Origin of the sequence: Amycolatopsis sp. NPDC050768 (assembly GCF_040654155.1) — a bacterium.
GTDB lineage: Bacteria > Actinomycetota > Actinomycetes > Mycobacteriales > Pseudonocardiaceae > Amycolatopsis.
This window is the reverse complement of record NZ_JBFAHL010000001.1, coordinates 1,209,999-1,233,751: the sequence shown is the minus strand read 5'-3', so window position 1 is coordinate 1,233,751 and position 23,753 is coordinate 1,209,999. Positions and strand designations below refer to the sequence as shown.

Here is a 23,753-nt window from a genome sequence, read left to right as displayed (position 1 = left end):
GTGGAGAGCCTTCGGGGGCTCCACCGGTAAGGGGAAAAGGGAAATCGGGTTCAGGGCAGCGCAGGTGGCCCGCGCCGGCCGCGGACTCGCCGCAGCTCGACGTCGAGGATCGCCACGGACCGCACGGGCCGCGGCGGGAGTGCCACGGCCGCGCCGGCGGGCACGGGCAGTGGCGGCGTGAGGAGCGGCAGGACCGCTCGCACTACGTGGAGCACGGTCAGCAGCAGCGCGTCCGCGCGCGCCAGCAGCAGGGCCGTGAGCAAGGTGGCGACGGCGTGCGAAGCCGTCATCGTCCAGCCGCTCGCCCAGCCGGCGGCAGCGTGGGCGTCGTGCGCGGTGTGGTCGCCGAGTGTGGTCAGCACCAGGTGCATCACCAGCTGGCCGGCGCCGAGGACGGCGACGGTCGCGAGGCGGCCGCGGGCCTTGCCCGCGAGCGCGGTGGCCGTCCAGCCGAGCAGGCCGGTGAGCAGGACCGTGAGCGCCGGGTCGGGCAGCCCGCCGTCGGCGACGCCGTGGGCGGTCACCGCGAGTGACGCCGAACTGGCCGCGAGCAGCCCGCCGCGCGCAGCGGCCAACGCGCCGCGGTGCCGGGTCCGGGTGCTCACCGAGGCAGCTTATCGGCACTCCGGCGGGTGATCGAGCACTCCCGGCCTGTGAACAGTGTCTCGGTGAACGTTCAAGTAGATGCTGGTCGCGGCGTTGCGATCAGGTGACGACCGCCCGGCCCAGCCACTCGCTTCGGTTGCCGATCATCTCAGGATGCGAAACGGTGGCCTGACCAACGGTGAGACGGGAGGTTTGGTCCGCATTCGTTCTGGGTAGTCACCCACCCGGTTGATGAGCTACTCCGAACGGGTGACGTCTGGGGCTCCTCACTAGCGGCAGGAGAACGAATACGCATGAACCTCTTCGAGTACATCTCGGACCGGTGGGACCGGCTGTGGCTGCAGGCGTACCTGCACACGAGCATGGTCGTGCAGTGCACGATCCTCGCCGCCGTACTGGGTGTCGCGATCGGCATCGCGGTGTACCGCAGTCCCATCGGCTCGGCTGTCGCCACGGCGCTGGCCAGCACGATCCTGACCGTTCCCTCCTTCGCTCTCCTCGGGCTGCTGATCCCGCTCTCGGGCCTCGGCTCCACCACCGCGGTCATCGCGCTGGTGCTCTACGGCCTGCTCCCGATCGTGCGGAACACGATCGTGGGCCTCGCCGGCGTCGATCCGGCGGTGACCGACGCGGCGCGCGGCATCGGGATGGGCCGGTTCTCCGTGCTCACCCGCGTCGAACTGCGGCTGGCGTGGCCCGCGATCCTCACCGGCATGCGCGTCGCGACGCAGATGCTGATGGGCATCGCGGTGATCGCGGCCTACGCGAAGGGCCCCGGCCTGGGTTCCGAGGTCTTCTCGGGCCTCACCAACGCGGGGAGCGCCAACTCGCTCAACCAGGCCCTCACGGGCACCGTCGGCGTCGTGATCCTCGCGCTCGTGCTCGACGCCATCTACGTCCTGATCAAGCGATTGACCGTACCGAGGGGGCTCCGTGGCTGAGCACGTTTCCGACGACCATGTCTCCGGCGCCGAGATCGAGCTGGAACACGTCACCAAGCGCTACCCGGGCACGCGCGCACCCGCCGTCGACGACTTCTCCATGATCGTGCCGGCGGGCAAGATCGTGGTCCTGGTCGGCCCGTCCGGCTGTGGCAAGACCACGACGATGCGGATGATCAATCGCCTGATCGAGCCGACGTCCGGGCGCATCACCATCGGCGGTGAAGACGCGCTGAAGCTCGACGTCGACACCCTGCGCCGCCGCATCGGCTACGCGATCCAGCAGGCCGGGCTGTTCCCGCACTTCACGGTGGCGCAGAACATCGGCGTGGTGCCGGGGCTGCTCGGCTGGGACAAGAAGAGGGTGGCCGCCCGCGTCGAGGAGATGATGGACCTCGTCGGGCTCGACCCGGCCGACTTCCGCGACCGCTTCCCGCGCCAGCTCTCCGGTGGTCAGCAGCAGCGCGTCGGCGTGGCCCGCGCGCTCGCGGCCGACCCGCCGGTGCTGCTGATGGACGAGCCGTTCGGCGCGGTGGACCCCATCACGCGCGGCAACCTGCAGGACGAACTGCTGCGGCTGCAGACCGAACTCAAGAAGACGATCGTGTTCGTCACGCACGACTTCGACGAGGCTGTGAAGCTCGGCGACAAGATCGCGGTCCTCGGCAACGAGTCGAAGATCCTGCAGTACGACACCCCGGACGCGATTCTCGCCAACCCGGCCGACGACACCGTCGCCGGTTTCGTCGGTGCCGGCGCTTCGCTCAAGCAGCTGACCTTGCTGCGCGTACGCGACGTCGAGCTCCAGCAGAATGTGCTCACCACCGGCGTCGACGAGGCGCCGGCGGATGTCGCCAAGCGACTCGATGAGCAGAGCAGGCAGTTCGTCCTCGTGCTCGACGCCCGCCGCCGCCCGGTGCGCTGGGTGCACCGGCGTGAGCTTGCCGCGGCGACCTCGCTGGCCACCGCGGGCAAGCCGTTGCGCGACATCGTGAGTCTGCAGTCGACGCTGCAGGACGCGCTGGAGGCCATGCTCGCCGAGGGCGGCGGCGTGCCCGTCACCGGTCCGCGCGGCGAGTTCGCCGGCATGATCGAGCTGGACACCGTGATCAACACGATCCAGCAGCTGCGCGACGACCACGCCGACGACCACGAGACGGTCGGAGGTGTTTCGCAGTGACAGCCGTTGTCGACACTGGCTTTTCCACCGAATCCGGCTCCCGTGGTGCGGAACGCTTCCGCCTGTTCGCCCAGCCCATCGCCGTGGTCGTGCTGGTCGCGGTCACGCTCGGCTGGGTGTTCGGCACCGGCCTGACCGCCACCGAGAAGACGACACTCAACGCGACCTCGCTGCTGACCGCGTTGCGCGATCACGTCGCGATGACGCTGGTCGTGGTGGTGCTCGTGGTGCTTCTGGCCGTGCCGCTCGGGGTCATGGTCACGCGGCGGTGGGCGCGGTTCCTCGCGCCCGTCTTCCTCGCGATCGCCAACATCGGCCAGGCCGCGCCCGCGCTGGGTGTGCTGGTGCTGTGGTTCATCGTCACCGGCGCGGTCGGCGGGCTGTGGGTCGCGGCGCTGCCGCTGGCGTTCTACTCGCTGCTGCCGGTGCTGCGGAACACGATGGTGGGCCTGCAGCAGGTGGACCCGGCGCTGATCGACGCCGGGCGCGGCATCGGGATGTCCTCGTCGGCCGTGCTGTGGCGCGTGGAGTTTCCGCTGGCCATCCCGCTGATCCTGGCCGGTCTGCGCACGTCGCTCGTGCTGGCCGTGGGTACGGCGACGTTCGGGATGTTCGTCAACGCCGGCGGTTTCGGCCTGCTGATCGACACCGGCTACAAGCTCAACCTCACGAAGGTGCTGATCACCGGCTCCGTGCTGGCCGTCGCGCTGGCGCTGCTGGTCGACTGGCTGGGCGCGGTGGCGGAACAGTTCTTCGGACCGAAGGGGCTGCGCTGATGAACGTCCTCAAGAAGGCGGGCGTTCTCGCGGGGGCGGCGCTGCTCGCCGGGACGCTCTCGGCGTGCGGGCTCGACCTCAACACGTCCGTGCCGTACTCGATCCAGCCCGGTTCCATCCAGCCGACGCCCGGCGTGCAGGGCGTGCGCGTGGTGGTGGGCTCGAAGGACTTCACCGAGAACATCATCCTGGGTTACATGGCGGAGATGGCGCTGAGCGCCGCCGGCGCCGACGTCGTGGACCTCACCGACATCAAGGGGTCCAACTCGTCGCGCCAGGCGCTGCTCAACGGGCAGACCGACGTCACCTGGGAGTACACCGGCACCGGCTGGATCAACTACCAGGGCAACGAGCTGCCGGTGCCGGGCGGCGAGCAGGCGCAGTACGACGCCACCGCGAAGGCCGACGCCGAGAAGAACGGCGTCACGTGGCTCAAGTACTCGCCGCTCAACGACCAGTACGCCTTCGCCACAACCGACGCCTACGCCAAGCAGAACAACCTCAAGTCCACCACCGACCTGGCGAACTTCCTCAAGCAGAAGCCCGATCAGGCACGGTTCTGCTTGGAGACGGAGTTCACCAGCCGCCAGGACGGCTTCCCGGCGGCGGTCAAGGCGTACGGCTTCCAGAACCCGAAGATCGAGAATTTCGGCATCGGCACGATCTACTCCGCCGTGGCCAACGGCACGTGCCCGGTCGGCGAGGTGTTCACCACCGACGGTCGCATCTCGGGGCTCAACCTCCGCGTGCTGGAGGACGACAAGAAGGCGTTCCCGCAGTACAACGCCGCGGTGACGATGCGCACGGACTTCCTGAACCAGCACCCCGCGCTGCGCGGCCCGCTGGAGAAGGTGACCGCGGCGATCGACAACGCGCAGATGGTGCAGCTGTGCAAGCAGGTCGACGTCGATGGCCAGGACGCCGGCGTGGTCGCGCACCAGTGGATGATCGACAAGGGGTTCATCAAGTAAGCAGCCGGACGCGGGCCGTTCACTAAGGAATGCTAAGTTGCTCAGGAATCCTTAGTCGAGCGGCCCGCGTTTTGCCGGGCCGGGAGGAGGCGGAGGCGTTGCCGAAGCTTGAGATCATCCTGGCGAGCACGCGCCCGGGCCGGGTGGGCCTGCCGGTGGCGAAGTGGACGGAGTCCGCGGCGATCGAGCACGGCGGCTTCGACGTCGAGCTCGTGGACCTCGCCGAGGTCAACCTGCCGTTCTTCAACGAGCCGAAGCACCCGCGCCTCGGTCAGTACGAGCACCAGCACACGAAGGACTGGAGTGCGAAGGTGTCCGAAGCGGACGCGTTCGTCTTCGTGATGCCCGAGTACAACTACGGCTACAACGCCGAGCTGAAGAACGCCATCGACTACCTGCACAACGAGTGGAAGTACAAGGCCGTCGGCCTGGTCAGCTACGGCGGCGTCGCGGCAGGCACGCGCGCGGTGCAGCAGATCAAGCAGGTCGTGACGACGCTGCGCATGACCCCGGTGTTCGACGCGGTGTCGGTGCCGTTCGTGCAGCAGTTCATCAGCGACGAGGGCGAGTTCGTGCCCAACGAGATCGTGAAGACCTCGGCCAAGGCCATGTTCGACGAGCTGGTGCGGGTCACCGCGTCGCTGGCGCCGCTGCGCTCGGGCGACTGACTCCTGGCGAGGGGAACGGGCGATGGTCGAGCACAGTGAACCTCGGCACGACGGCGACGACGTCCACCAGGTCTGCACGCGCTTCCACACGGCGATCGAGCTGATCGGCACGCGCTGGACGGGCGCGATCCTGCGCGCGGTGTTCACCGGCAGCCACCGCTACGCCCAGATCAGGGCCGCGGTGCCGGGCGTCAGCGACACGATGCTCGCACAGCGGCTGCGGACGCTGGAGGAGGAGGGCCTGCTGGAACGGCAGGTCCTCGCCACCACGCCCGTGCAGGTCGAGTACCGCCTCACGGCGAAGGGCCTGGACCTCGAGCCGGTGGTCGACGCCGTGATCACCTGGTCGCACAAGTGGATCCCGCTGCCGCCGGGAACCTCGGTTTCTTGAGCGGGTTGTCTTGAACAGAGCTGTCTTCGGGGCGATCGAGCCGCTCACCACTTCGGGTGAGCGGCCCGGCTCGCGCTCAGACGCCGAGCCGGTGCAGCAGCTGTTCCTCCAGGGAGTCGAGCTCGCTCGACACCGCGCGGTGCGCGGCCTTGCGCCGGGTGGCGGGCATCCGCTCGGCCGCGCGGACCGTGGCCGACAGCTGTTCGAGCGTGCCCTGGGTGTCGGTCGCGAACTTCGCGTCGGCTTCGGTGGCCTTGCTCGACTTCCTGAGCTCGCCCAGGCCCTGTACGAGACCGGCGATCCGCGCGTGCAGCGCGGCACCGCGGCCGGAGAACTCGCCGAGCTGGTCGACGGCGACGCCGAGCTTGCGCGCCTGGTAGCGGTCGTACAGCTCCCGGGCCGCGCCCGCCGCGCGCACCGCGTACGGCGCGACCACCGGGATCACGGCCGGCCCGAGCACCTTGGCCACCGCGATCGCGTTCTTCGCCTTCTTCGGGGTGATCCGAGCTTCACCCGCGTCCTGCTTGGCCTTGCGCGCCATGGCCCACCTCCTGCTACTCGTCGTGGTCGAACTTACTGGTCCGAGTGGGGCCGGGCATGTCGGCTCGCAGCACGGAAAGGCAGTTCTGTCGGTGGGGGCGGATAAGGTGATCGTCATGGGTAACGAGGTGCTGCTCGACGCCGGAGCGGTCAGTCGCTGCCGTCGTCGTGTGCATCTGGAGCACGACCCCGCGATGCGCGACGTCCCGCTGCCGCCGCCGGATCCCACGGCGCAGCAGCGGATCGCCGACGCGACGGCGCACCGCGAGGCGATCCTGCAGCGCCTCATCGACGCGACCACCGATGCCGCGGGCTCGGATGCCATGGGCCGTGATGTGACGAGTGCCGACGCGACCTGGGCGCGCATCCCGCGTGACCTGCCCGCGGCAGATCGCGTGCGGCTCACGGAGGAAGCCTTCGCCGAGGGCACGCGGTTCATCTGGGGCCCGCTGCTGCAGGCCGACCCGGTCGGGCACCGGCGCGGCGGCGTCGACCTGCTCGTGCGCACCGCGACCGGGTACGTGCCGGTGCTCGTGGTGCGCCACCGCATCACCGACCGCGGCCAGGGCGCGCCGACCACCGGGCTGACCGACCTCGACCCGGCGCACCGCACGCCGGACGAGGCGCGCAAGGTGCGTTCGCAGCCACGCGACCAGCTGCGGCTCGCGCACCTGCGGCGGATGCTGCAGACGTACGGGCGGGCCGAGACCGGCCGCGCCGTCGGCGGCGTCATCGGGCTCGACGCCGATGTGGTCGTCTGGCACGACCTCACCGCCGGCACCTGGCCCGGCGGCCGCAGCGCGCTGGCGGAGTACGACGCGCGCTTCGCCGACCGCCTCGCCGTGGCCACCGCGGCCGCGACCGGCGGCGAACCGCTGGCCATGCCCTCGCGCGTGCTGGAGTGCCGGCGCTGCCCGTTCTGGCCGACGTGCGAGGTGCAGCTCACCGAGACCCGCGACGTCAGCCTCGTGGTGCGCGGCGAGGACGCCGGCGAGCTGCGCCGCACCGGCGTGTCCACTGTGGACAAGCTGGCCGCACTCGACCCGGCCGCCGAGGCGCCGCCGATGAACTGGACCGGCGGCACGTTCGCCGACGCGATCATGCTCGCGCGCGCGTGGCTCGCCGGCCTCACCGTGGTGCGCCGCACGCCGCAGGTCGAGGTGCCGCGCGGCGACGTCGAGGTCGACGTCGACATGGAGAGCTTCGGCGACGCCGGCGCGTACCTGTGGGGCACGCTGCTCTCGGGCGCGGACATCGGCGTCGAGCAGGGCTACCGCGCGTTCGCCACGTGGGAGCCACTGCCGACTACGGACGAGGCGCGCTCGTTCGCCGAGTTCTGGGCGTGGTTCACCGACGTGCGCGAGCGCACGCTCGCGGCCGGGCTCACGTTCCGCGCCTACTGCTACAACGCACTGGCGGAGAACCGCTGGCTGTTCGGCTCCGTCGAGCGCTTCGGCGACCACCCGGGGATCCCGGCGAAGAAGGACGTGCAGTCCTTTGTGGACTCCGACGAGTGGGTGGACCTCTTCCGCAGTGTCACCGACCAGTTCCTCTGCTCGCGCGGCAAGGGCCTCAAGGTGATCGCTCCCGTCGCGGGCTTCCGGTGGCGCGACGCGGAGGCCGGCGGCGAAGCGTCGATGCGCTGGTACCGCGATGCCGTGGGCATGGACGGCGAGACTCCCGACGACACCCAGCGCGAGCGTCTCTTGCAGTACAACGAGGACGACGTGCTGGCCACGAAGGCCTTGCGCGAGTGGATGTCCGATCGGGCACAAGTCGAGGTGCCTTTCATGCTCGATCTCTGATCCGAGGGCCGGTGCGCAGTATGTTGACGCGATGATCAAGGTCGAGCCGCCTCTGGCGATCGAGGAGTGCGAGGCGGAAGCGCTGTTCGGGCTCGAGACCGGCGGTCCCGAGCCGGTGCGTTCCGCGCTCGGCATGACGGCCACGCGCCTCGGCGGTGCGGTGGTGCTGGCGGTGCGCAACGACCCGACGGACTACTGGAGCAAGGCGCTCGGCTTCGGCCGCACGGAGCCGGTCACCGCGGAGCTGATCGCCGAGGTGTGCGCGTTCTACCGCGCGGCGGGCACGCGCCGGGCCACGTTGCAGCTCGCGCCGTCGGTGATTCCGGAGGACTGGGCCGAGATCTGCGAGCGCGAAGGGCTCACGACCACGTCGTCGTGGGCCAAGCTTGTCGCCCCGGTGGAAGAAGTCGTGGCTCGCGCCGACGACGACGAGCGCAGGCCGGCCGACGAGATCCGGGTCGAGCCGGTCGAACCCGGTGACCTGTACCGGTGGGCGGCGCTGATGCTGAACGTCTTCGGCATGCCCGAGGAGCACTTCGCGGAGATGTTCGCCGCGTCGGCCGCCGAGCCGAACTGCCACCCGTTCGCCGTTTGGCTCGACGACGAGATGGTCGGCACCGCGATGATGTACCAGCACGGCGAGATCGGCCAGATGTTCGGCGGCGCGGTCGCCGAGCACGCCCGCAACCGCGGTGGGCAGACGGAGCTCCTCGCCGCCCGCGACAGGCTCGCGGCCGAGCTGGGCTGTCACCTGCTCGTCGCCGAAACCGGCGCCGAGACCGAGGGCGAGCACAACTCGTCGCTGCACAACATGCTCAACCTGGGCTTTCAGGTGGCCTACGAGCGGCCGAACTGGGTGTGGTCATCCGCCGAGTGACTCGCCGGCTCGAGTTCCGCCGCCCAGGCAACTTTCCGGTGTTCTCCGCGATCCAAGGGGGCGTCGGGTAGCGGAGGGCGGTGGGCGTGCGCGGGTTCGAGGTCTTCGTCGAGCAGCACTACGACGAGCTGTTCCGCTACGCGCTCGTGCTGACCGGCGACCGCGGCGAGGCCGAGGACGTGGTGCACGACGCGCTGCTGCGGCTGGTCAAGCACGTCGGCCGCGCGGACATCGAGCACGAGCGTGCCTACGCCCGCCAGGCGTTGTTCCGCGTCTTCCTCGCTCGCCGCGACCGTCGCCGCCGGGAGCGGCTGATGCCGATCGCCGGGGCGGACGTCGAGGCCGGGGGAGACGCGTTCGCCGTGTCGGCGGGCCGGGCGGAGATGGTCGCGCTGCTGTGGCAGCTGCCCCCGCGGATGCGGGCGGTGCTGGCGGCGCGCTTCTACCTCGACCTCGGCGAGGCGGAGACCGCGCGGCTGCTGGGCTGCGGCGTCGGGACGGTGAAGTCGTCGACGGCGCGCGGGCTGGCCCGGCTGCGGGAGCTGTGGGAGGCCACGCACGAGCCGAGTCCGGCGGCGATCGGGAGGGGACAGCGTTGAGGCAGCAGGAGTTCACCGACACCGTCCGCTGGGAGCTCGGCGAGACCGCGCTGGCGCCTCCGGAGCCAGGGGACGCGGCGCGGATGGCGCGGCGGGTGCTGGGGACGCGGACCCGTCGACGGCAGCGGACGCTGGCCGGGGCCGCGGCCGCAGCCGTGGTGCTCGCGCTGGGCGCGGCGACGATCGTCACCACTCAGACCACGTCGTCGCAGGTCCAGGCCGTGCCGGTGACGCAGTGGCCCGCGCGGGGGTCGCTGGCCGGCAACGTGGACTTGATCGAGCGCGCGCGGTGGGGCTGGGGTGGGCAGGCGGCCCAGGTGGTGTTCGCCGGGAGCCGGCCGGAGGTGGGCACGATCGTCGTGCTGCGCAGCCAGGAGCACGACGGCGGCGTCCGGCTGGCGTTTCTCACCGGACCGGAGCTGGCGGTTCAGGCGCAGCTGACGGTCCCGGCCGGTCGGCTCACCGCTCCGGCCTACGGCTTCGTCGCCTCCGCGCCAAACGGCGGCCCGGCCACGGGCGTCGCGGTGACCGCTCCGCAAGTCGACACGGCGGCGTTCACCTCCGGCGAGACCCAGGTGGCCGACGGCCTCGCGACCGCGGAGCTCCCGCCCACCGCGGCCGCGTGGAACACCTCCCTCGCCACGGGAAACCCGCAGCACCCCGTGTTCGGCGAGCTGAGCACCTCGGCGCACGACCCGGCGATCTCGACGGGCACCGTCGTCCGCGCCCGCGACGATGCCCAGTTCGGCATCTCCGGGGTCGATGCGAAGCCCGGCGACGTCGTGGCGACGCGGGCGGGGTTCGTCGGCGTGATCACCGAGGGCCGCGACGATTTCGCGGCCGTGAAGTCCAACCCGGGTGCGCTGTCCGAGCCGTGGGGCCTGCGCGCGACGACGGCGACCGGCGAGCCCGTCACCCTGACCGACACCGGGTCGTCAGTCGACAGCCCGGTGATCGTCACCCCCGCCGGCGCCGGCGAGCTGCACGACGGCGACCGGATCGTCCTGACCGGCTTCGGTCATTCGGCCGCCGTGGTCGCCCTCGGGACCGTCCACGCGGGGCGACTGCAGCGTGCCGTCCGCGTACCGCCGGACGGCACCGAGGTGCTTCTCATCCACCGCTGACCCTGGCGATCACCAGCCGGCTGTGCCTATACTCGTCTGCGAATACTCGTAGACGAGGAAGTGGTGACCGTGAAGCGGCGCAAGGTCGGGAACATGCTGGGGCTGGCGGTGCTGTCGGCCCTGGTCGAGCGGCCGATGCACCCCTACGAAATGGCCTCCGTGCTGCGCGAACGCGGCAAGGACGCCGACATGAAGATCAAGTGGGGCTCGCTCTACACGGTCGTCGGCAACCTCGAGAAGCACGGCTTCGTCGCGACCGTGGAGAGCGTCCGCGACGGCGCGCGGCCCGAGCGCACGATCTACCGCCTCACCGACGTCGGCCGCGCCGAGCTGGAGGACTGGGTGGCCGAGTTGCTCGGCGAGCCGGACCTCGAGCCGACGAAGTTCCAGGCCGGGCTGTCGATCATGGCTTCGCTCGGCCCGGACGAGGTGGCAGACCTGCTGACAAAACGCCTCACGGCGCTGGAAAAGCGCCTCGCTGAACGGGTTTCGGCACTGGACGCCTCGCGCGCCGAGGTGCCGCGGCTGTTCCTCGTGGAAAGCGAGTTCGAACTTGTGCTGCTGCGCGCCGAGATCGAATGGGTGCGCGGCCTGCGCGACGACCTGGCCACGAACGCGTTGCCGGGTGTCGCCGAGTGGCGGCACTACCGCGAGACCGGCGAGCTGCCGGAAGACTTGACCGCTTTCACCGAAGGCGGCCAGGAGTAGAAAGCCGGCCCCGGAGGCAGTGCTGGCACACCGCCACCGGGACCGGGGAAACCCTCGAACCGATTCCGCGGACGCGGATCCGATCCTCAGGCTGCGATCACAGGATACGGGCCCGCACTCGCCGGAGCGGTTCGGCCGACCCACCGAACTGGAGTGCAACCATGACGAACACCGAGGTCAAACGGCACCGGACCAAGCTCGTGCCGGAGATGGAGGGACCGGTCGCGCGGGCCTACGCGCGCGGTCGCGGGACGGCGCCGCAGCTGGCGTACTACCGCTCGTCGGCGGCGGAGCTGGCCAAGCAGCTGCCCGGCGGCGCCGATGTGCTGGAGGTGGCGCCCGGACCCGGCTTCCACGCGGTCGAGCTCGCGCGGCTCGGCTTCGCGGTCACGGGGCTGGACGTGAGCCGCACGTTCGTGTCCCTGGCGAGCCAGTACGCGCGGGAGCAAGGTGTCGCGGCGGAGTTCGTGCACGGCGACGTCGCGGCGATGCCCTTCGCGGACGCGTCCTTCGATTTCCTGATCACGCAGGCGGCGTTCAAGAACTTCGCCGACCCGGTCGACGCGCTCGACGAGATGTGGCGCGTGCTTCGGCCGGGCGGGGTGGCGCTGGTGCAGGACCTGCGCAAGACCGCCACGCCGGAGGACATCGCGAACGAGGTGGCCGGGATGAAGCTGGGGGCCGTGAGTGCGTTCACGACGAAGTGGACACTCGGGCAGCTGCGCAAGCGCGCGTACACGCCGGAGCAGTTCGAAACGTTGGCGCGCGAAAGCCGCTTCGGTTCCTGCCACATCACCACGGACGGCATCGGGCTGGAAGCGCGGCTGACGAAGGCGTGACGCACGGGCGGTCTGGACCACGCGTGGCCAGACCGCCCGGGAACCTCAGCGCGGGGCCATGCGCAGCGCGCCGTCCATGCGGACGACTTCGCCGTTGAGGTAGTCGTGGTCGATCAGCGAGAGGGCGAGCTGCGCGTACTCGTCCGGCCGCGCCAGGCGCTTCGGGAACGGCACGCCGGCGGCGAGGCCCGCGCGGAACTCGTCGCTCACGGTGGCGAGCATCGGGGTGTCGACGATGCCCGGCGCGATGGTCAGCACGCGGATGCCCTGCGACGCCAGGTCGCGCGCGGCCGGCAGGGTGAGGCCGACGACGCCGCCCTTGGACGACGAGTAGGCCACCTGGCCGATCTGGCCGTCGTAGGCCGCGACGGAGGCGGTGTTGATGATGACGCCGCGGGCGTCGTCGGTCAGCGGCTCGGTTTTGGCGATGGCCTCGGCCGCGATGGTGAGCACGTTGAAGGTGCCGATCAGGTTGATCTGCACGACCTTCGCGTACAGCGCGAGGTCGTGGCGGCCCTTCTTCGACAAGATGCGGGCCGAGGGCCCGATGCCGGCACAGTTCACGACCGTGCGCAGTGGCACGCCGGAGCCGGCCGCGGTGTCCACGGCGACCTGGACCTGGTCGGGGTCGGTGACGTCGGCCTCGACGTAGGTGATGCCGTCGACCTGCTCGGCCTTCTCGATCGACGCGGCGAGGTCGAGCGCGAAGACGCGCGCGCCCTTGGCGGCCAGCGCCTTGGCGGTGGCGCCGCCGAGGCCGGAAGCACCACCCGTGACGAGCGCTGCGGTGTCGGTGATCTGCATCTTCAGCCCTTCTCCTGCTCGTGGTGCGGCCCTGCACCGTAACGACAGGTTAACGTTCGTTCGCACCGGCGCCGGGTGTGCTGCCTCACGCGAGGGCCGTTCTTCACTTCTCGCGTGGAGTATTCGGCGTCGCCCACTTCCGTTAGCGCCCGCTTCAACTCCGAATGTCACCTTCGGCATCATGAGCGCAGCTCGGATCGTGGTGGTGGGGACGGGGTACGTCGGATTGACCACGGGGGCATGTCTCGCGAGCCTGGGGCATCGCGTCACCTGCGTGGACGTGGACGAGGCGAAGGTCTCTCGCCTCGCCGCCGGCAGAGTGGACATTCTCGAACCGGGGCTGGCCGAACTGGTCACCGGTGGCATCAAGGGTGGGCGGCTGTCGTTCGTCGTCGGCGCGCGCGAAGCCGTGCAGGAGGCGGACGGTGTCTTCCTGTGCGTGCCGACGCCGATGGGCGCCGGCGGCTCAGCGGACCTGCGCGCGGTGGAGGCGGTGACGGCCGAGATCGGCGACGTGCTGCCCGCCGGCTGCGCGCTGATCACCAAGTCGACCGTGCCCGTGGGCACGTCCAAGCGCATCCGCGCGATGCTCGGCCGCGAAGACGTGCCCATCGTGTCCAACCCGGAGTTCCTGCGGGAAGGCACCGCGGTTTCCGACTTCCTCAATCCCGACCGGATCGTGGTCGGGTCCGACACCCCCGGCGCGGCCGGCTGGGTCGGTGACCTCTACGCGGACCTCGGCGCACCCGTCGTCGTCGCGGACGCGGCGAGCGCGGAGCTCGTGAAGTACGCGGCCAACTGCTTCCTCGCGCTGAAACTGTCCTATGTGAACTCGATCGCCGAGCTGTGCGAGCGCCTCGGCGCCGACATCGACCTCGTGACCGAGGGCATGGGCTACGACCGGCGCATCGGCCGCACGTTCCTCAAGCCCGGCCCGGGCTGGGGCGGCTCGTGCCTGCCCAAGGACACCAGCGCGCTGGTGAAGGTCGCGGAGTCGGTGAACTACGACTTCCGCATGCTCACCTCGGCCATCGACGAGAACATCGCCCAGCGCGACCGCATCGTCGCGAAGATCGCCGGCGCCTGCGGCGGCACGCTCGCCGGCGCGCGGATCGGCGTGCTGGGCCTGGCGTTCAAGGCCGGCACCAACGACCTGCGCGACTCGCCCGCCCTCGCCGTCTCCTCGGTGCTCGGCGCGCTGGGCGCGGAGATCACCGCCTACGACCCGGCGGTGGACACCGGCATCGACGGCATGACCGTGGTCGACGACCCGTACCAGGTCGCGAAGGACGCCGATGCGATCGTGGTCCTCACCGAGTGGGCCGAGTTCAAGCACCTCGACTGGACGGTGATGGCCGACGCGATGGAGGGCGACGACGTCGTCGACACCCGCAACCTCCTCGACCCGCGCACGGTCATCGACGCCGGCCTCTCCTGGCAGGGCGTCGGGCGGCCGCGGGCGGCGGGGCGAAAGCGCGTGACGGTTTCCTAGTCCTGGCTTACGATCACGGACGCGGCATCGCGTGTCGGTCACCGGCTGGGTGAGACATGGAGGTGCCGGGATGCCTTCTGGAGGCATTGTTCGTGTCCGTTTCCGTTGAGCTCAACCATCTGATCGTGCCGTCCCGGGACAACCGGCAGTCCGCCGAGTTCCTCGCCCGCTTGCTGGGTCTCGAAGTGGGCGAGGAATGGGGGCCGTTCATCCCCGTCGAAACCGGCAACGGCGTCCGGCTGGACTTTGCGACGATCCCGCCGCAGGACCTTCGGCTGCAGCACTACTGTTTCCTGATCCCCGAGGACGACTTCGACGCGTTTTTCGCGCGGCTGAAGGAAACCGGCGTGACCTACCACGCCGATCCGGCCGGCAAGCAGGTCGGCGAGGTCAACCACAACCACGGCGGCCGCGGGGTCTACTTCCTCGACCCGGGCGGCAACGGCGTGGAAGTGATCACGCAGCCTTACGAGCCGGACCGCAGTCGGCCGGCTAGCTGGTGACCGTCGCCGGATCCCGTACGTCCTCTGGGCTGCGGGATCCGGCCACCTGCACCAGCACCGCTCCCGCGAGCAACACGGCCGCGCCGACAAGCTGCGTCGCGCCGAGTGTTTCGCCGAGCCACCACCACGCCAGCCCCGCGGCGACCAGTGGTTCAACCAGCGCCAGCACGCTCGCCAGCGCCGAAGGCAGATCGCGCAACGCGCGCAGCCCGGCCAGGTAGGGCAGCACCGTGCCGGCCACGGCCAGCACCAGCAAGGCCAGCCACACGGGCACGTGCAGGCTCCCGAGCGTTGCCGTGGCGGTGATCGACGCCGGCGCCACTGTCCACGGTGGACTGACCGCGCCCACCACGACAGCCCCGATCGCCAGCCCGGCGGCCGTGAGCCCCACCGAGTCGTGCCGGCCCGCACCGCGTTCGCCGAGCAGGAAGTAGCCGGCCGAACACACGGCCGCGCCCACGCCGGCGGCGATGCCGAGCGCGTCGAGCCGTCCGCCCTGCCAGATCTGCGCGACGAGCGCCAGCCCGGCCACGCCGAGCGCCGTCCCGACCCACACCAGCGCCGGAAGCCGCTCGCGGCGCACCACACGGACCCACAGCGCGACCAACGCGGGCGCCAGGTTCACCAGCACCATCGCCACTCCGACCGGCACGCGGTCCACGGCCACGAAGAAGCACAGCTGCACCCCGGCCACGCCGAGCACGCCGTAACCGAGCACCAGCCACACGTCGGACCCGCGGAACCGCAACGCCCACGGCCGCACCAGCGCGACGCCGGGCACCAGCACCACGGCCGCGAGCACGATCCGGACCGCCGTCACCGCGGCCGGCGACCAGCCCGTGCCCATCACGGCCTTCGCCACCGGCCCGGATCCGGCGAACAGCACCCACGACGTGAGGCTCAACCCCGTCGCTCGTCCTCGCCCGGCCATGACCGCAGTGTCGCCGCCCACCGCGGGCGCCGACCAACGATTTTCCCGCGGCCCGAAATTCACCCGACGGAAAACGCGGTCCCCGGACGACGATGTGGGTGTGACGGAACCGCGGGTGAGACCGGACCCGGCTTTCGCGCTGCTCGGGCTGTACGAGTCCGCGCTGCCGGAGGTCTACGGGTACCTGCTCGCGCGCTGCGGCGACCGCGTGCTGGCCGAGGAACTGACGTCGGAGACATTCCTGGGGGCCGTGGCCGCGTGCCGCAAGGGGGGTGCGCCGCCGGTGAGCACCGGGTGGCTGATCGGGGTGGCACGGCACAAGCTGGCCGACCACTGGCGCCGCAAGGCCCGGGAGGAACGCGGGCTGCGGCTGGTGCACGAGCCCGACGCCCACGACCCGTGGGACACCGAGCTCGACGCGTTGCGCGCACGCCAGGTGCTCGAGTCGCTCGGCGCGCACCACCGGGCCGTGCTCACGCTGCGGTACGTCGACGGCCTGCCGGTCGGCGACGTCGCCGCTTGCCTCGGCCGCACGGTGCATGCCACGGAGGCGTTGCTGACCCGCGCGAAGGCCGCGTTCCGCCACAGCTACGAGGAGAAAGGGGGCCGCGATGACTGAGCCGTTCGACGCGCTCGCACTGCCCCCGACGCCGGTCGACCCGGACCCGGCGTTCGCCAGGGAGCTGCGGGACAACCTGCGGCGCCTCATCCTGAACGGAGCCGAGATGACCACCACCGAAACCCCCGCCGACGCCGCCGTGCGCGCGCTCGCGCCGTACCTCGTCGTCACCGATGCCCGCGCCGCGCTGGACTTCTACGTGGAGGTCTTCGGCGCGCGGCGGCGATCCGACCCGATCGTGATGGACGACGGCCGCGTCGGGCACGCCGAGCTCGCCATCGGCGACAGCGTGCTGATGCTCGCGGAGGAGTTCCCCGAGCTGGGCAACGTCGTCGCGCCCGAGGGCGGGCCGCTGATCCGCGTGGAGGTGCCCGACGTCCACGAGTCGGCCCGCCGCGCCGTGGAGCTGGGCGGCGAGGTGCTGCGCCCGGTCGAGGACCGCGGGTACGGGCTCGGCGGCACGATCAAGGACCCGTACGGCCAGCGCTGGCTCGTCGCGCAGGCCGGGCAGACGGCGAAGCACGCGACGAAGCCCACCCGTCACGGCGAAGCCATGTACTTCACGTTCCAGGTGCCCGACGGCGAGGTGGCGAAGGCCTTCTACGGCGGCGTGGTCGGCTGGCAGTTCTCGCCGGGCTCCGTGCCGGACGCCTGGGGCTTCGAAGGCCCCGGCCTCCAGGGCGGTCTGTGGGGCGGACCGGGCCGGCAGGTCGGCTGGAAGCTGATGTACGCGGTGGACGACCTCGAAGCGGCCCTCGCCCGCGTCCGCGACCACGGCGGCACGGCCGGTGAGGTCGAGCACCACCCGTACGGCACGACCGCCGACTGCGTCGACGACCAGGGCATCGAGTTCTGGCTCTGGGAACAGCCACACGAGTGAGAAACTCCATGACCCCGGCGGCTCCCTCGCCGCCGGGGCGCACACTCGAACCATGGCCGGGCACTGGACTCCGTGCAACGAAGCTGAGCTGACCGCGGGCTGGCGGCTGTGGCTGGAGCTGGGCTCCTGCACCTGGCCAGGCCCGGACTGGGACGGCACGCCCGCGGAGGCCGTCACCGGTCTGACGGGGTTGTTCTCGACGTGCAACGAGATCCTCGAGTCCTACCGCCGCAGTGGCGGCCCCGACAGCGCCGGGATCATCGGCCTCGTGCGCTCGATGTTCCTCGCCGCCAACTGGACCCTCGAACTCTGGCGCGACGACACGGCACCGCTGGACGCCGAACGCGCGGCGTTGCTGCACGGCGACCTCGCGGGCTTCGCCGAACACGCCGAGGCCGTCCGGACCCTGCTCGCCCGGGGCGGCGGCTGGTCGTCGCTCCCGGGCTGAGCCTTCACCGAGGGTCCGGCAGCTTCCGCGCCAGCACCACCACAAGCAGCGCCACTGCGGCCAGCAGCCCCATGACCAGCACGAACGCCCCCTCGTACCCCATCGAGCCCGTGCTCAAGCCCGCGAACAGGCTGCCGAACACGGCCACCCCGAGGGCCAGCGACGTCTGCTGCGTCGTGGTCATCACGCCGCCGCCGATGCCGGCGAGGTCGTGGGGCACCCGGGACAGGACGATGCGGAACAGCGTGGTCATGGCCAGGCCGTTGCCGATCCCGATGAGGACCATGGCGGGCGCCAGCTCCCACAGCGTGAGGTCCGGCCACGCCCACAGCGCCGAGCCGGCCAGCACGAGCAGGCCGAGGGCCGCGATCAGGCCGCCGGCAAGCACCACCTTCTGGCCGAAGCGAGCGACGAGGTGGCTGCTGACCAGCGACGTCACGAAGTACGCCACGGCCATCGGCGTCAGCACGAGCCCCGAGCTGAGCGGGCCGAGGTGCAGGCCGTCCTGCAGGGTCACGGCGTAGATGAACATGAAGGACCCGAAGCCACAGAAGAACGGCACCGCGACAACCAGGCCGTGGCGCACGTTGGCCGTGCGCAGCAGCGCCGGCGGCAGCAGCGGCATCCCGCCGCGGGCCTCCAGCCGGGTCTCGACGCGGGCGAAGGCCAGCACCGCGAACGGGAACAGCACCAGCAGCACGATCGTCCACCACGGCCAGCCCAGAGCAGAGCCTTCCATCAGCGGCACGAGCAGCGTCAGGAGTGAAGCGGCGAGCAGCGCTGTGCCCCAGCGGTCGACGCCGAGCGGGTTCTCCGCGCGGCTGTCGGGCACCGTGCGGCGCGCGACGAGCAGCCCGATGAGGCCGATCGGCACGTTGACCAGGAAAATCGGCCGCCAGCTCGTGCCCCACAGGTCGGCGGCCACCAGAGCGCCGCCCAGCAGCTGGCCGACAACGGTCGCGATGCCGCCCATCGCGCCGTAGGAGCCGAGCGCCCGCGAGCGGTGTTCGCCGGTGGTGCCGGCCTGGATGATCGAGAGCACCTGCGGCAGCAGCATCGCCGCCGCTGCCCCTTGCGCGGCGCGGGCGAGCACCAGCGTCAACGCGTTGGGCGCGAGGCCGCAGACCAACGAGGTCAGCGTGAACAGGGCGAGCCCCAGCAGGAACAGCCGGCGGCGACCGAACGCGTCGCCGAGCCGGCCGCCGAGGACCAGCAGCACGGCGTAGGCGATGCCGTACGCGGCCACCACCAGCTCCAACGTCGCGGTGGACGCGTGCAGATCGGTATCGATGGTGGGGAGGGCGACGTTGACGATGAAGAAGTCGATGACCGGCAGTGCCGCCCCCAGCAACACGGTGACCAGGCCGGCTGAGGTGAGCGCCGGCCTGGCGGTCACGCCGGTGGGGTGCACCGGCGCGGTGGTTGTCGTCGTCATGACTACCACGCTCCGACGCATTTGAACCTGGTACCAGGTGCGCTCTTATCCTGGTAGTCGGACTACCTGGTACCAGGCAACGCGCTGTGCTGAACTGGGCCCATGACCACCGCTGTCGAAGAACGCCTCCGCCGCGGCGAGCTCGGCGCGTTCCTGCGCAGCCGCCGCGCCCGCATCACGCCCGAGCAGGTCGGCCTGCCGCTCGGCGGCCGCCGGCGTACGCCTGGCCTGAGGCGCGAAGAGGTCGCGCAGCTCGCCGGAGTCGGGGTCACCTGGTACACGTGGCTGGAGCAGGGCCGCGACATCAACGCGTCAGAGCAGGTGCTCGGCGCGATTTCGCGGACGCTGCGCCTCGACCCGCACGAGCACTCGCACCTGTTCACCCTCGCCGGAGCGCCCGAACCGCCGGCCGCCGACGAGTGCAACGCCATCACGCCCTCGATGCGCAAGATGATGACCCAGCTCGAGCCCTTCCCCGTCGCGGTCCGCAACGCGCGCTGCGACCTGCTCGGCTACAACCGCGCGTACGCGTGGCTGATGGGCGACGTCGACTCCATCCCGTTCGAGGACCGCAACACGCTGGTCCAATGCCTGCTCAACCCGGACTGGCGCAGCCGGATGCTCGACTGGGAGCAGAACACCCCGCGCGTGGTCGCGTCGTTCCGCGCGGCGATGGCCGAGCACGTGGCCGAACCGTCGTGGAAAGCGCTGGTCAAGCGGCTGAAGGCGGAATCGCCGCTGTTCGAGCAGCTGTGGAACCGGCACGACGTGAACCCCGAGCCGATCCGCACCAAGTGCTACGACCATCCCGAGGTCGGGCTGCTGAAGTTCAACTTCACCTACCTGTACTCGGGTCGCCGCTCCGAGATCACCGTGTCCACCTACACGCCGGCCGACGAGCAGACCGCCGCGAAGCTGCCGAGCTCGTTCGACTGATACGACGCCTGACGTAGTCGTCCTGCCGCTTCCGGACGGACGCGCGAAGGCGCCGTGAGCGGTAGTTTTCTGCACCATGCAGGACTGGTGGCGGGCGCGGAACCCGTGGTTCGGACGCGTGTTCCGGACCTTCGTGGTGCTCGTGTTCACACTCGGCGCCACGAGCGCGGCCGGCCGCTGGCAGCCGGGCGCCCACCTGCTCAGCGCCGCGGGCGCCGTGTGGCTGGTCGCGACCGTGCTGACGCTGCTGGTCGTGCACCGCTACCCACTGCCGGTTTTCGTGGTCACAGCCGCGTCGGCGTACGCGTTCTACGCCTCCAGCGAGCCCAACGGACCGGTCATCCTGGTGCCGACCATCGCGTTGTTCATGCTCACCCGGCGAAGGGGTCCGGTGGTCGCGGGCTGGACCGGCGCCGGCGTGCTCGTAGCCGGGTACGCGGCGCACGTGATCGCCACGCGGTCGTTCGCGATCGCCCCTTCGGCCGGGGTGTTCGTGGTGTGGCCGGCGGCGGTGATCGGCATCGGCACCGCCGTGCGCTACCAGTTCGCGGCGCTGGCGGCGCGGCGCGAGCAGGCCGTGGAGCACCGCCACCGCCTGGCCGAGCAGGAGCGGCTGCAGATCGCGCGCGAGGTGCACGACGTCGTGGCCCACAGCCTCGCGATGATCAACGTGCAGGCCGGCGTCGCCGCCCACGTCGCCGACCGGCGGCCTGAGCAGGCGAAAGAGGCGCTGCTGAACATCAAGGCGGCCAGCGCGTCGGCGCTCAACGACCTGCGTGCGACGCTCGCGGTCCTGCGTTCGGGCGAGGACAAGGCGCCCGCGCCGAGCCTTGCGCAGCTGGGCGAGCTGCTCGACCACGCGCGGTCCGCGGGCCTCGAAGTGCGGCTGCACGGCGACGCGGGCGACGTGCCCGCGCCCGTGGCCGGCGCGACCTACCGGATCCTGCAGGAGTCGCTCACCAACGTCGTCCGCCACGCCGACGGGGCGCAGCACGTGGACGTCCACCTCGACCGGCGCCCGGGCGCCCTCACGCTCACCGTCCGCGACGACGGCCGCGCCACCACCGCGCCCACGCCCGGCCACGGCCTGCGCGGGATGAACGAGCGCGCTGCCGCCCTCGGCGGCACGGTCCAGGCCGGCCTGGTCAGTGCCGCCGGGGGCGGTTTCGAAGTGCGGGCCGAGCTGCCCGTGAAGGGGGAATGATGACGATCAGCGTGGTACTGGCCGACGACCAAGCCCTGGTCCGCGCGGGTTTCCGCGTGCTGCTGGAGACGGAAGACGGCTTCGACGTCGTCGGCGAGGCCGGCGACGGCGCGCAAGCCGTGGCGCTCGCGGCCGAGCACAAGCCGGACATCGTGGTGATGGACGTCCGCATGCCCGGCACCGACGGCCTCGAAGCCACCCGCCGGATCACCGCCGACCCGGCGCTCGCCGACGTGAAGGTGCTGGTCCTGACCACTTTCGACGTCGATGAGTACGTCTACGAGGCCCTGCGCTCGGGCGCGAGCGGCTTCCTGCTCAAGGACACCGAGCCGGTGGAGCTGCTGCGCGCGCTGCGCGTCGTCGCCGCGGGCGAGGCGCTGCTGGCCCCGACCGTGACGCGCCGGCTGATCTCGGAGTTCGTCGGCCGCCCCGAGCACCGCCGCATCGACACCGCCGCGGTCAAGCAGATCACCGACCGCGAACGCGAGGTCCTCGGCCTTGTCGCCGGCGGCCTGTCCAACGACGAAATCGCCGCCCACCTGGTCATCTCCACCGCCACGGCGCGCACCCACGTCAGCCGCATCATGACGAAGATCGGCGCCCGCGACCGCGCGCAGCTCGTGGTCCTGGCATACGAATCGGGCCTCGTGACGCCGAGACGCAACTAGCCCGAAGGTGTGAGTTACGCCGTGTCGGTGAACGTCGTCCCACGTTCGGACGCCTTACCGGCAGAGCATCGCCTCACTCAGCGATGTGTTCGGCGGAAGGAGCTCCCATGGCGTGGGAGATCGTCGTGGTCGCCGCGCTGGCCGTGATCTTCCTGGTCAGACTGGTGCTGCAGCTCAAGCGGGGCTGACGGGCGCCGCCGCGGGGTGCTGTGGCGGGCGCGGGGCTCGGCCGTGCGGTCGGAGCCCGTCTCCTGCGCGAGCGGGGGCCGGGGCTGTGGTTGCGGCTGCGGTTGCGGTTGCGGTTGGGGCTGCGGCCGGCGAGGCGGGACGGCCCGGGTGATGACCGTCTTCTCCGCGTCAGCCGGCGGGGGCGGCGGCTTCGGGCCGGGCGGCGTCTTCGGAGGAGGCGGCTTCGGGGTGCCCTTGGGCGGCGTCGAAGGCAGGTTGCCGTTCAGCGACCCGGACACCGACCCCTTCGCCGAACCAGCCGCGTGCCGAGGCCGTTCCCCGACCTTCGGGATCTCGATCGTGATCTCGCTGTTGACCTTGATCGGCACCGGCTTTTCGCGCCGGTACGAGAGCTTGCGAGCCAGCGCGTGGCTCGGCCGCTCGACCCACCGGTAACACACCTCGACCACGCCGAACACCGCCGGGATCACGATCAGCAGCGCGATCGGCAGCGGCACCGCCGGGCGCAGCAGCTGCAGCAGCACGAACGACACCAGCATGTGCAGCAGGTAGATCGAGTAACTGCGCTCGGATACAGCGGTCCAGAACTTCCGCTGCTTGAGCTTCGGCTCCGCCATCATGCCCAGCATGAACAGCAGCACGGCGAACGCCATGGAGAGGTTGTAGGACGTGTCCACGCGGCCGACGTCGATGATGTCCGCCAGCACGTACAGCGACCACGCGCAGGCGCCGTACAGCGCGCCCGTCCACAGCGGGATCTTCTTCGCCGTGGTGGCCCAGATCGTCTGCCCGATGATCATCACCGGCAGGTAGGACACGTTCACCGCGAACAGCGACCACGACGGTCCGAGCTGCGACCGGCTCATCATCACCACGAAGATGAACGTGAGTTCCACCGCGATCGCCAGCCACACCGAGCGGCGCAGCAGCGGCAGCACGGCCATCAGCACCACGTAGAAGACGACCTCGACGATCATCGACCACGCCACCGGCACCAGCACCACCTGCGGGTAGATCAGGTAGTTCACCAGGAAGGTGTTGGTGAAGATCGTGAGCGGGTTGAGTTCCTGCGACTGCCCGGTCGACGGCGGGTGCAGGCTCACCACCAGCATCAACGCGGTGAGCAGCACCACGAACAGCATCGGCGCATACACGCGGATCAGCCGGTTCACGGCGAACCGGCGCTGACCCTGACGCAGCGCGATGGGCGTGACGACGAAACCGCTGACCACGAAGAAGAACGGCACGGCGATCTCACCGATGCCCTGGGTGGACATGTGCATCGGATTGCTCGTCAGCGCCTCGATGAAGCTGATGTAAGGCGCGGAATCATTCTTCGCGATCACCCACGGGTGGGCGATGTGGCTGTAGAACACGAGCAGGGCGCCGAGGCCACGGCCGATGTCGATGAAGACGATGCGGGTCTTCTTCTGCACAGCAGGTGGCTGCTCAACCAGCGCGACCACCCCCGTCTACTCGTGCTGATTCCCCCGAGCAGGGTAGCGCCTTGCTCCTGGGCCGCGGACCAGTCCCCGGAATTGCCCGGGATTCGAGAAAAACCACCCGCGGCGTTCTGGCCTCGGAAGATGCCACGCGCAGGTACCATCGGGTAGGAATTT

26 protein-coding genes are annotated in these 23,753 nt (G+C 70.8%); 20 read left to right on the top strand and 6 right to left on the bottom strand.

All coding sequences use genetic code 11. From position 1 onward, the window contains the following. Nucleotides 1-50: 50 nt before the first annotated feature. Nucleotides 51-554, bottom strand: coding sequence for a hypothetical protein (locus AB0H62_RS06300; protein ID WP_220247276.1), 504 nt, complete (start codon nucleotides 552-554; stop codon nucleotides 51-53). A gap of 345 nt (nucleotides 555-899) precedes the next feature. Here AB0H62_RS06300 and AB0H62_RS06295 point away from each other — a divergent pair, with 345 nt between their 5' ends. From AB0H62_RS06295 to AB0H62_RS06270, 6 genes are all read left to right on the top strand, one after another. Next, nucleotides 900-1,547, top strand: coding sequence for an ABC transporter permease (locus tag AB0H62_RS06295; RefSeq protein ID WP_220245499.1), 648 nt, complete (start codon nucleotides 900-902; stop codon nucleotides 1,545-1,547). Then, nucleotides 1,540-2,727 (top strand): ABC transporter ATP-binding protein, encoded by a 1,188-nt coding sequence (locus AB0H62_RS06290; protein WP_360584449.1) that lies wholly within the window; start codon nucleotides 1,540-1,542, stop codon nucleotides 2,725-2,727. The genes AB0H62_RS06295 and AB0H62_RS06290 overlap by 8 nt, the downstream gene beginning before the upstream one ends. Then, on the top strand, nucleotides 2,724-3,503 hold the full coding sequence (locus AB0H62_RS06285; protein WP_220245501.1) for an ABC transporter permease: 780 nt from the start codon (nucleotides 2,724-2,726) through the stop codon (nucleotides 3,501-3,503). Before AB0H62_RS06290 ends, AB0H62_RS06285 begins: the two co-directional genes overlap by 4 nt. Beyond that, nucleotides 3,503-4,474: a glycine betaine ABC transporter substrate-binding protein gene (locus AB0H62_RS06280; RefSeq protein WP_220245502.1), complete on the top strand. Its 972-nt coding sequence runs from the start codon at nucleotides 3,503-3,505 to the stop codon at nucleotides 4,472-4,474. The genes AB0H62_RS06285 and AB0H62_RS06280 overlap by 1 nt, the downstream gene beginning before the upstream one ends. 98 nt (nucleotides 4,475-4,572) lie before the next feature. Beyond that, nucleotides 4,573-5,142 carry an NAD(P)H-dependent oxidoreductase gene (locus tag AB0H62_RS06275; RefSeq protein WP_220245503.1) on the top strand — a complete coding sequence of 190 codons (570 nt, stop codon included), beginning with the start codon at nucleotides 4,573-4,575 and terminating at the stop codon, nucleotides 5,140-5,142. Between the two features lie 22 nt (nucleotides 5,143-5,164). Continuing rightward, nucleotides 5,165-5,533, top strand: a complete 369-nt coding sequence (locus tag AB0H62_RS06270) for a helix-turn-helix domain-containing protein (RefSeq protein ID WP_220245504.1) — start codon at nucleotides 5,165-5,167, stop codon at nucleotides 5,531-5,533. 76 nt (nucleotides 5,534-5,609) lie between these two features. Here the strand turns inward: AB0H62_RS06270 and AB0H62_RS06265 are convergent, their stop codons facing one another. Beyond that, nucleotides 5,610-6,074, bottom strand: coding sequence for a DUF6474 family protein (locus AB0H62_RS06265; protein WP_220245505.1), 465 nt, complete (start codon nucleotides 6,072-6,074; stop codon nucleotides 5,610-5,612). A 115-nt stretch (nucleotides 6,075-6,189) separates the two neighbouring features. Between AB0H62_RS06265 and AB0H62_RS06260 the strand changes: the two genes are divergently transcribed. The 6 genes from AB0H62_RS06260 to AB0H62_RS06235 all read left to right on the top strand — a co-directional run bounded on the left by AB0H62_RS06260 (nucleotide 6,190) and on the right by AB0H62_RS06235 (nucleotide 12,025). After that, entirely contained in the window at nucleotides 6,190-7,878 is a 1,689-nt protein-coding gene (locus AB0H62_RS06260; protein WP_360584446.1) for a TM0106 family RecB-like putative nuclease, read from the top strand. Between the two features lie 31 nt (nucleotides 7,879-7,909). Continuing rightward, a complete protein-coding gene (locus AB0H62_RS06255) occupies nucleotides 7,910-8,755 on the top strand; it encodes a GNAT family N-acetyltransferase (protein WP_360584444.1) in 846 nt (281 codons plus the stop codon). Between the two features lie 86 nt (nucleotides 8,756-8,841). Next, nucleotides 8,842-9,354: a sigma-70 family RNA polymerase sigma factor gene (locus tag AB0H62_RS06250; protein WP_360584442.1), complete on the top strand. Its 513-nt coding sequence runs from the start codon at nucleotides 8,842-8,844 to the stop codon at nucleotides 9,352-9,354. After that, nucleotides 9,351-10,478, top strand: coding sequence for a hypothetical protein (locus AB0H62_RS06245; protein ID WP_360584440.1), 1,128 nt, complete (start codon nucleotides 9,351-9,353; stop codon nucleotides 10,476-10,478). The genes AB0H62_RS06250 and AB0H62_RS06245 overlap by 4 nt, the downstream gene beginning before the upstream one ends. 63 nt (nucleotides 10,479-10,541) lie before the next feature. Further along, complete coding sequence (locus tag AB0H62_RS06240; RefSeq protein WP_360584438.1) at nucleotides 10,542-11,186, top strand: PadR family transcriptional regulator; 645 nt, start codon at nucleotides 10,542-10,544, stop codon at nucleotides 11,184-11,186. 161 nt (nucleotides 11,187-11,347) lie between these two features. After that, complete coding sequence (locus tag AB0H62_RS06235; protein WP_360584436.1) at nucleotides 11,348-12,025, top strand: class I SAM-dependent methyltransferase; 678 nt, start codon at nucleotides 11,348-11,350, stop codon at nucleotides 12,023-12,025. Nucleotides 12,026-12,070: 45 nt separating this feature from the next. On the opposite strand, the gene AB0H62_RS06230 is transcribed toward AB0H62_RS06235, so the two are convergent. After that, the gene (locus AB0H62_RS06230) at nucleotides 12,071-12,829 is read right to left on the bottom strand and encodes an SDR family NAD(P)-dependent oxidoreductase (protein ID WP_354865845.1); all 759 of its coding nucleotides are present in this window, start codon (nucleotides 12,827-12,829) and stop codon (nucleotides 12,071-12,073) included. 181 nt (nucleotides 12,830-13,010) lie between these two features. Here AB0H62_RS06230 and AB0H62_RS06225 point away from each other — a divergent pair, with 181 nt between their 5' ends. Further along, nucleotides 13,011-14,321, top strand: a complete 1,311-nt coding sequence (locus AB0H62_RS06225) for a UDP-glucose/GDP-mannose dehydrogenase family protein (RefSeq protein WP_220245512.1) — start codon at nucleotides 13,011-13,013, stop codon at nucleotides 14,319-14,321. 92 nt (nucleotides 14,322-14,413) lie between these two features. Continuing rightward, nucleotides 14,414-14,824 (top strand): VOC family protein, encoded by a 411-nt coding sequence (locus AB0H62_RS06220; protein WP_360584434.1) that lies wholly within the window; start codon nucleotides 14,414-14,416, stop codon nucleotides 14,822-14,824. Here the strand turns inward: AB0H62_RS06220 and AB0H62_RS06215 are convergent. Further along, complete coding sequence (locus AB0H62_RS06215; RefSeq protein WP_360584432.1) at nucleotides 14,814-15,755, bottom strand: EamA family transporter; 942 nt, start codon at nucleotides 15,753-15,755, stop codon at nucleotides 14,814-14,816. The two genes, AB0H62_RS06220 and AB0H62_RS06215, sit on opposite strands and share 11 nt — an antisense overlap. Before the next feature lie 100 nt (nucleotides 15,756-15,855). On the opposite strand from AB0H62_RS06215, the gene AB0H62_RS06210 reads away from it, so the two are divergent. From AB0H62_RS06210 to AB0H62_RS06200, 3 genes are read left to right on the top strand one after another with little or no spacing between them, the layout of a single operon-like run. Beyond that, nucleotides 15,856-16,374 (top strand): sigma-70 family RNA polymerase sigma factor, encoded by a 519-nt coding sequence (locus AB0H62_RS06210; protein WP_220245514.1) that lies wholly within the window; start codon nucleotides 15,856-15,858, stop codon nucleotides 16,372-16,374. Beyond that, entirely contained in the window at nucleotides 16,367-17,254 is an 888-nt protein-coding gene (locus tag AB0H62_RS06205) for a VOC family protein (RefSeq protein WP_360584430.1), read from the top strand. The genes AB0H62_RS06210 and AB0H62_RS06205 overlap by 8 nt, the downstream gene beginning before the upstream one ends. Nucleotides 17,255-17,306: 52 nt before the next feature. Next, entirely contained in the window at nucleotides 17,307-17,702 is a 396-nt protein-coding gene (locus tag AB0H62_RS06200; RefSeq protein ID WP_360584428.1) for a hypothetical protein, read from the top strand. Between the two features lie 4 nt (nucleotides 17,703-17,706). On the opposite strand, the gene AB0H62_RS06195 is transcribed toward AB0H62_RS06200, so the two are convergent. Continuing rightward, entirely contained in the window at nucleotides 17,707-19,137 is a 1,431-nt protein-coding gene (locus AB0H62_RS06195) for an MFS transporter (RefSeq protein WP_360584426.1), read from the bottom strand. A gap of 102 nt (nucleotides 19,138-19,239) precedes the next feature. Here AB0H62_RS06195 and AB0H62_RS06190 point away from each other — a divergent pair, with 102 nt between their 5' ends. The 3 genes from AB0H62_RS06190 (at nucleotide 19,240) to AB0H62_RS06180 (ending at nucleotide 21,945) form a co-directional block, all read left to right on the top strand. Next, the gene (locus AB0H62_RS06190; protein ID WP_220245518.1) at nucleotides 19,240-20,073 is read left to right on the top strand and encodes a helix-turn-helix transcriptional regulator; all 834 of its coding nucleotides are present in this window, start codon (nucleotides 19,240-19,242) and stop codon (nucleotides 20,071-20,073) included. 76 nt (nucleotides 20,074-20,149) lie between these two features. Continuing rightward, complete coding sequence (locus AB0H62_RS06185; protein ID WP_360584424.1) at nucleotides 20,150-21,277, top strand: sensor histidine kinase; 1,128 nt, start codon at nucleotides 20,150-20,152, stop codon at nucleotides 21,275-21,277. Further along, nucleotides 21,277-21,945, top strand: coding sequence for a response regulator transcription factor (locus AB0H62_RS06180; RefSeq protein WP_220245520.1), 669 nt, complete (start codon nucleotides 21,277-21,279; stop codon nucleotides 21,943-21,945). The genes AB0H62_RS06185 and AB0H62_RS06180 overlap by 1 nt, the downstream gene beginning before the upstream one ends. 77 nt (nucleotides 21,946-22,022) lie before the next feature. On the opposite strand, the gene AB0H62_RS06175 is transcribed toward AB0H62_RS06180, so the two are convergent. Continuing rightward, complete coding sequence (locus AB0H62_RS06175; RefSeq protein WP_360584422.1) at nucleotides 22,023-23,600, bottom strand: acyltransferase; 1,578 nt, start codon at nucleotides 23,598-23,600, stop codon at nucleotides 22,023-22,025. Between the last annotated feature and the right edge of the window lie 153 nt (nucleotides 23,601-23,753).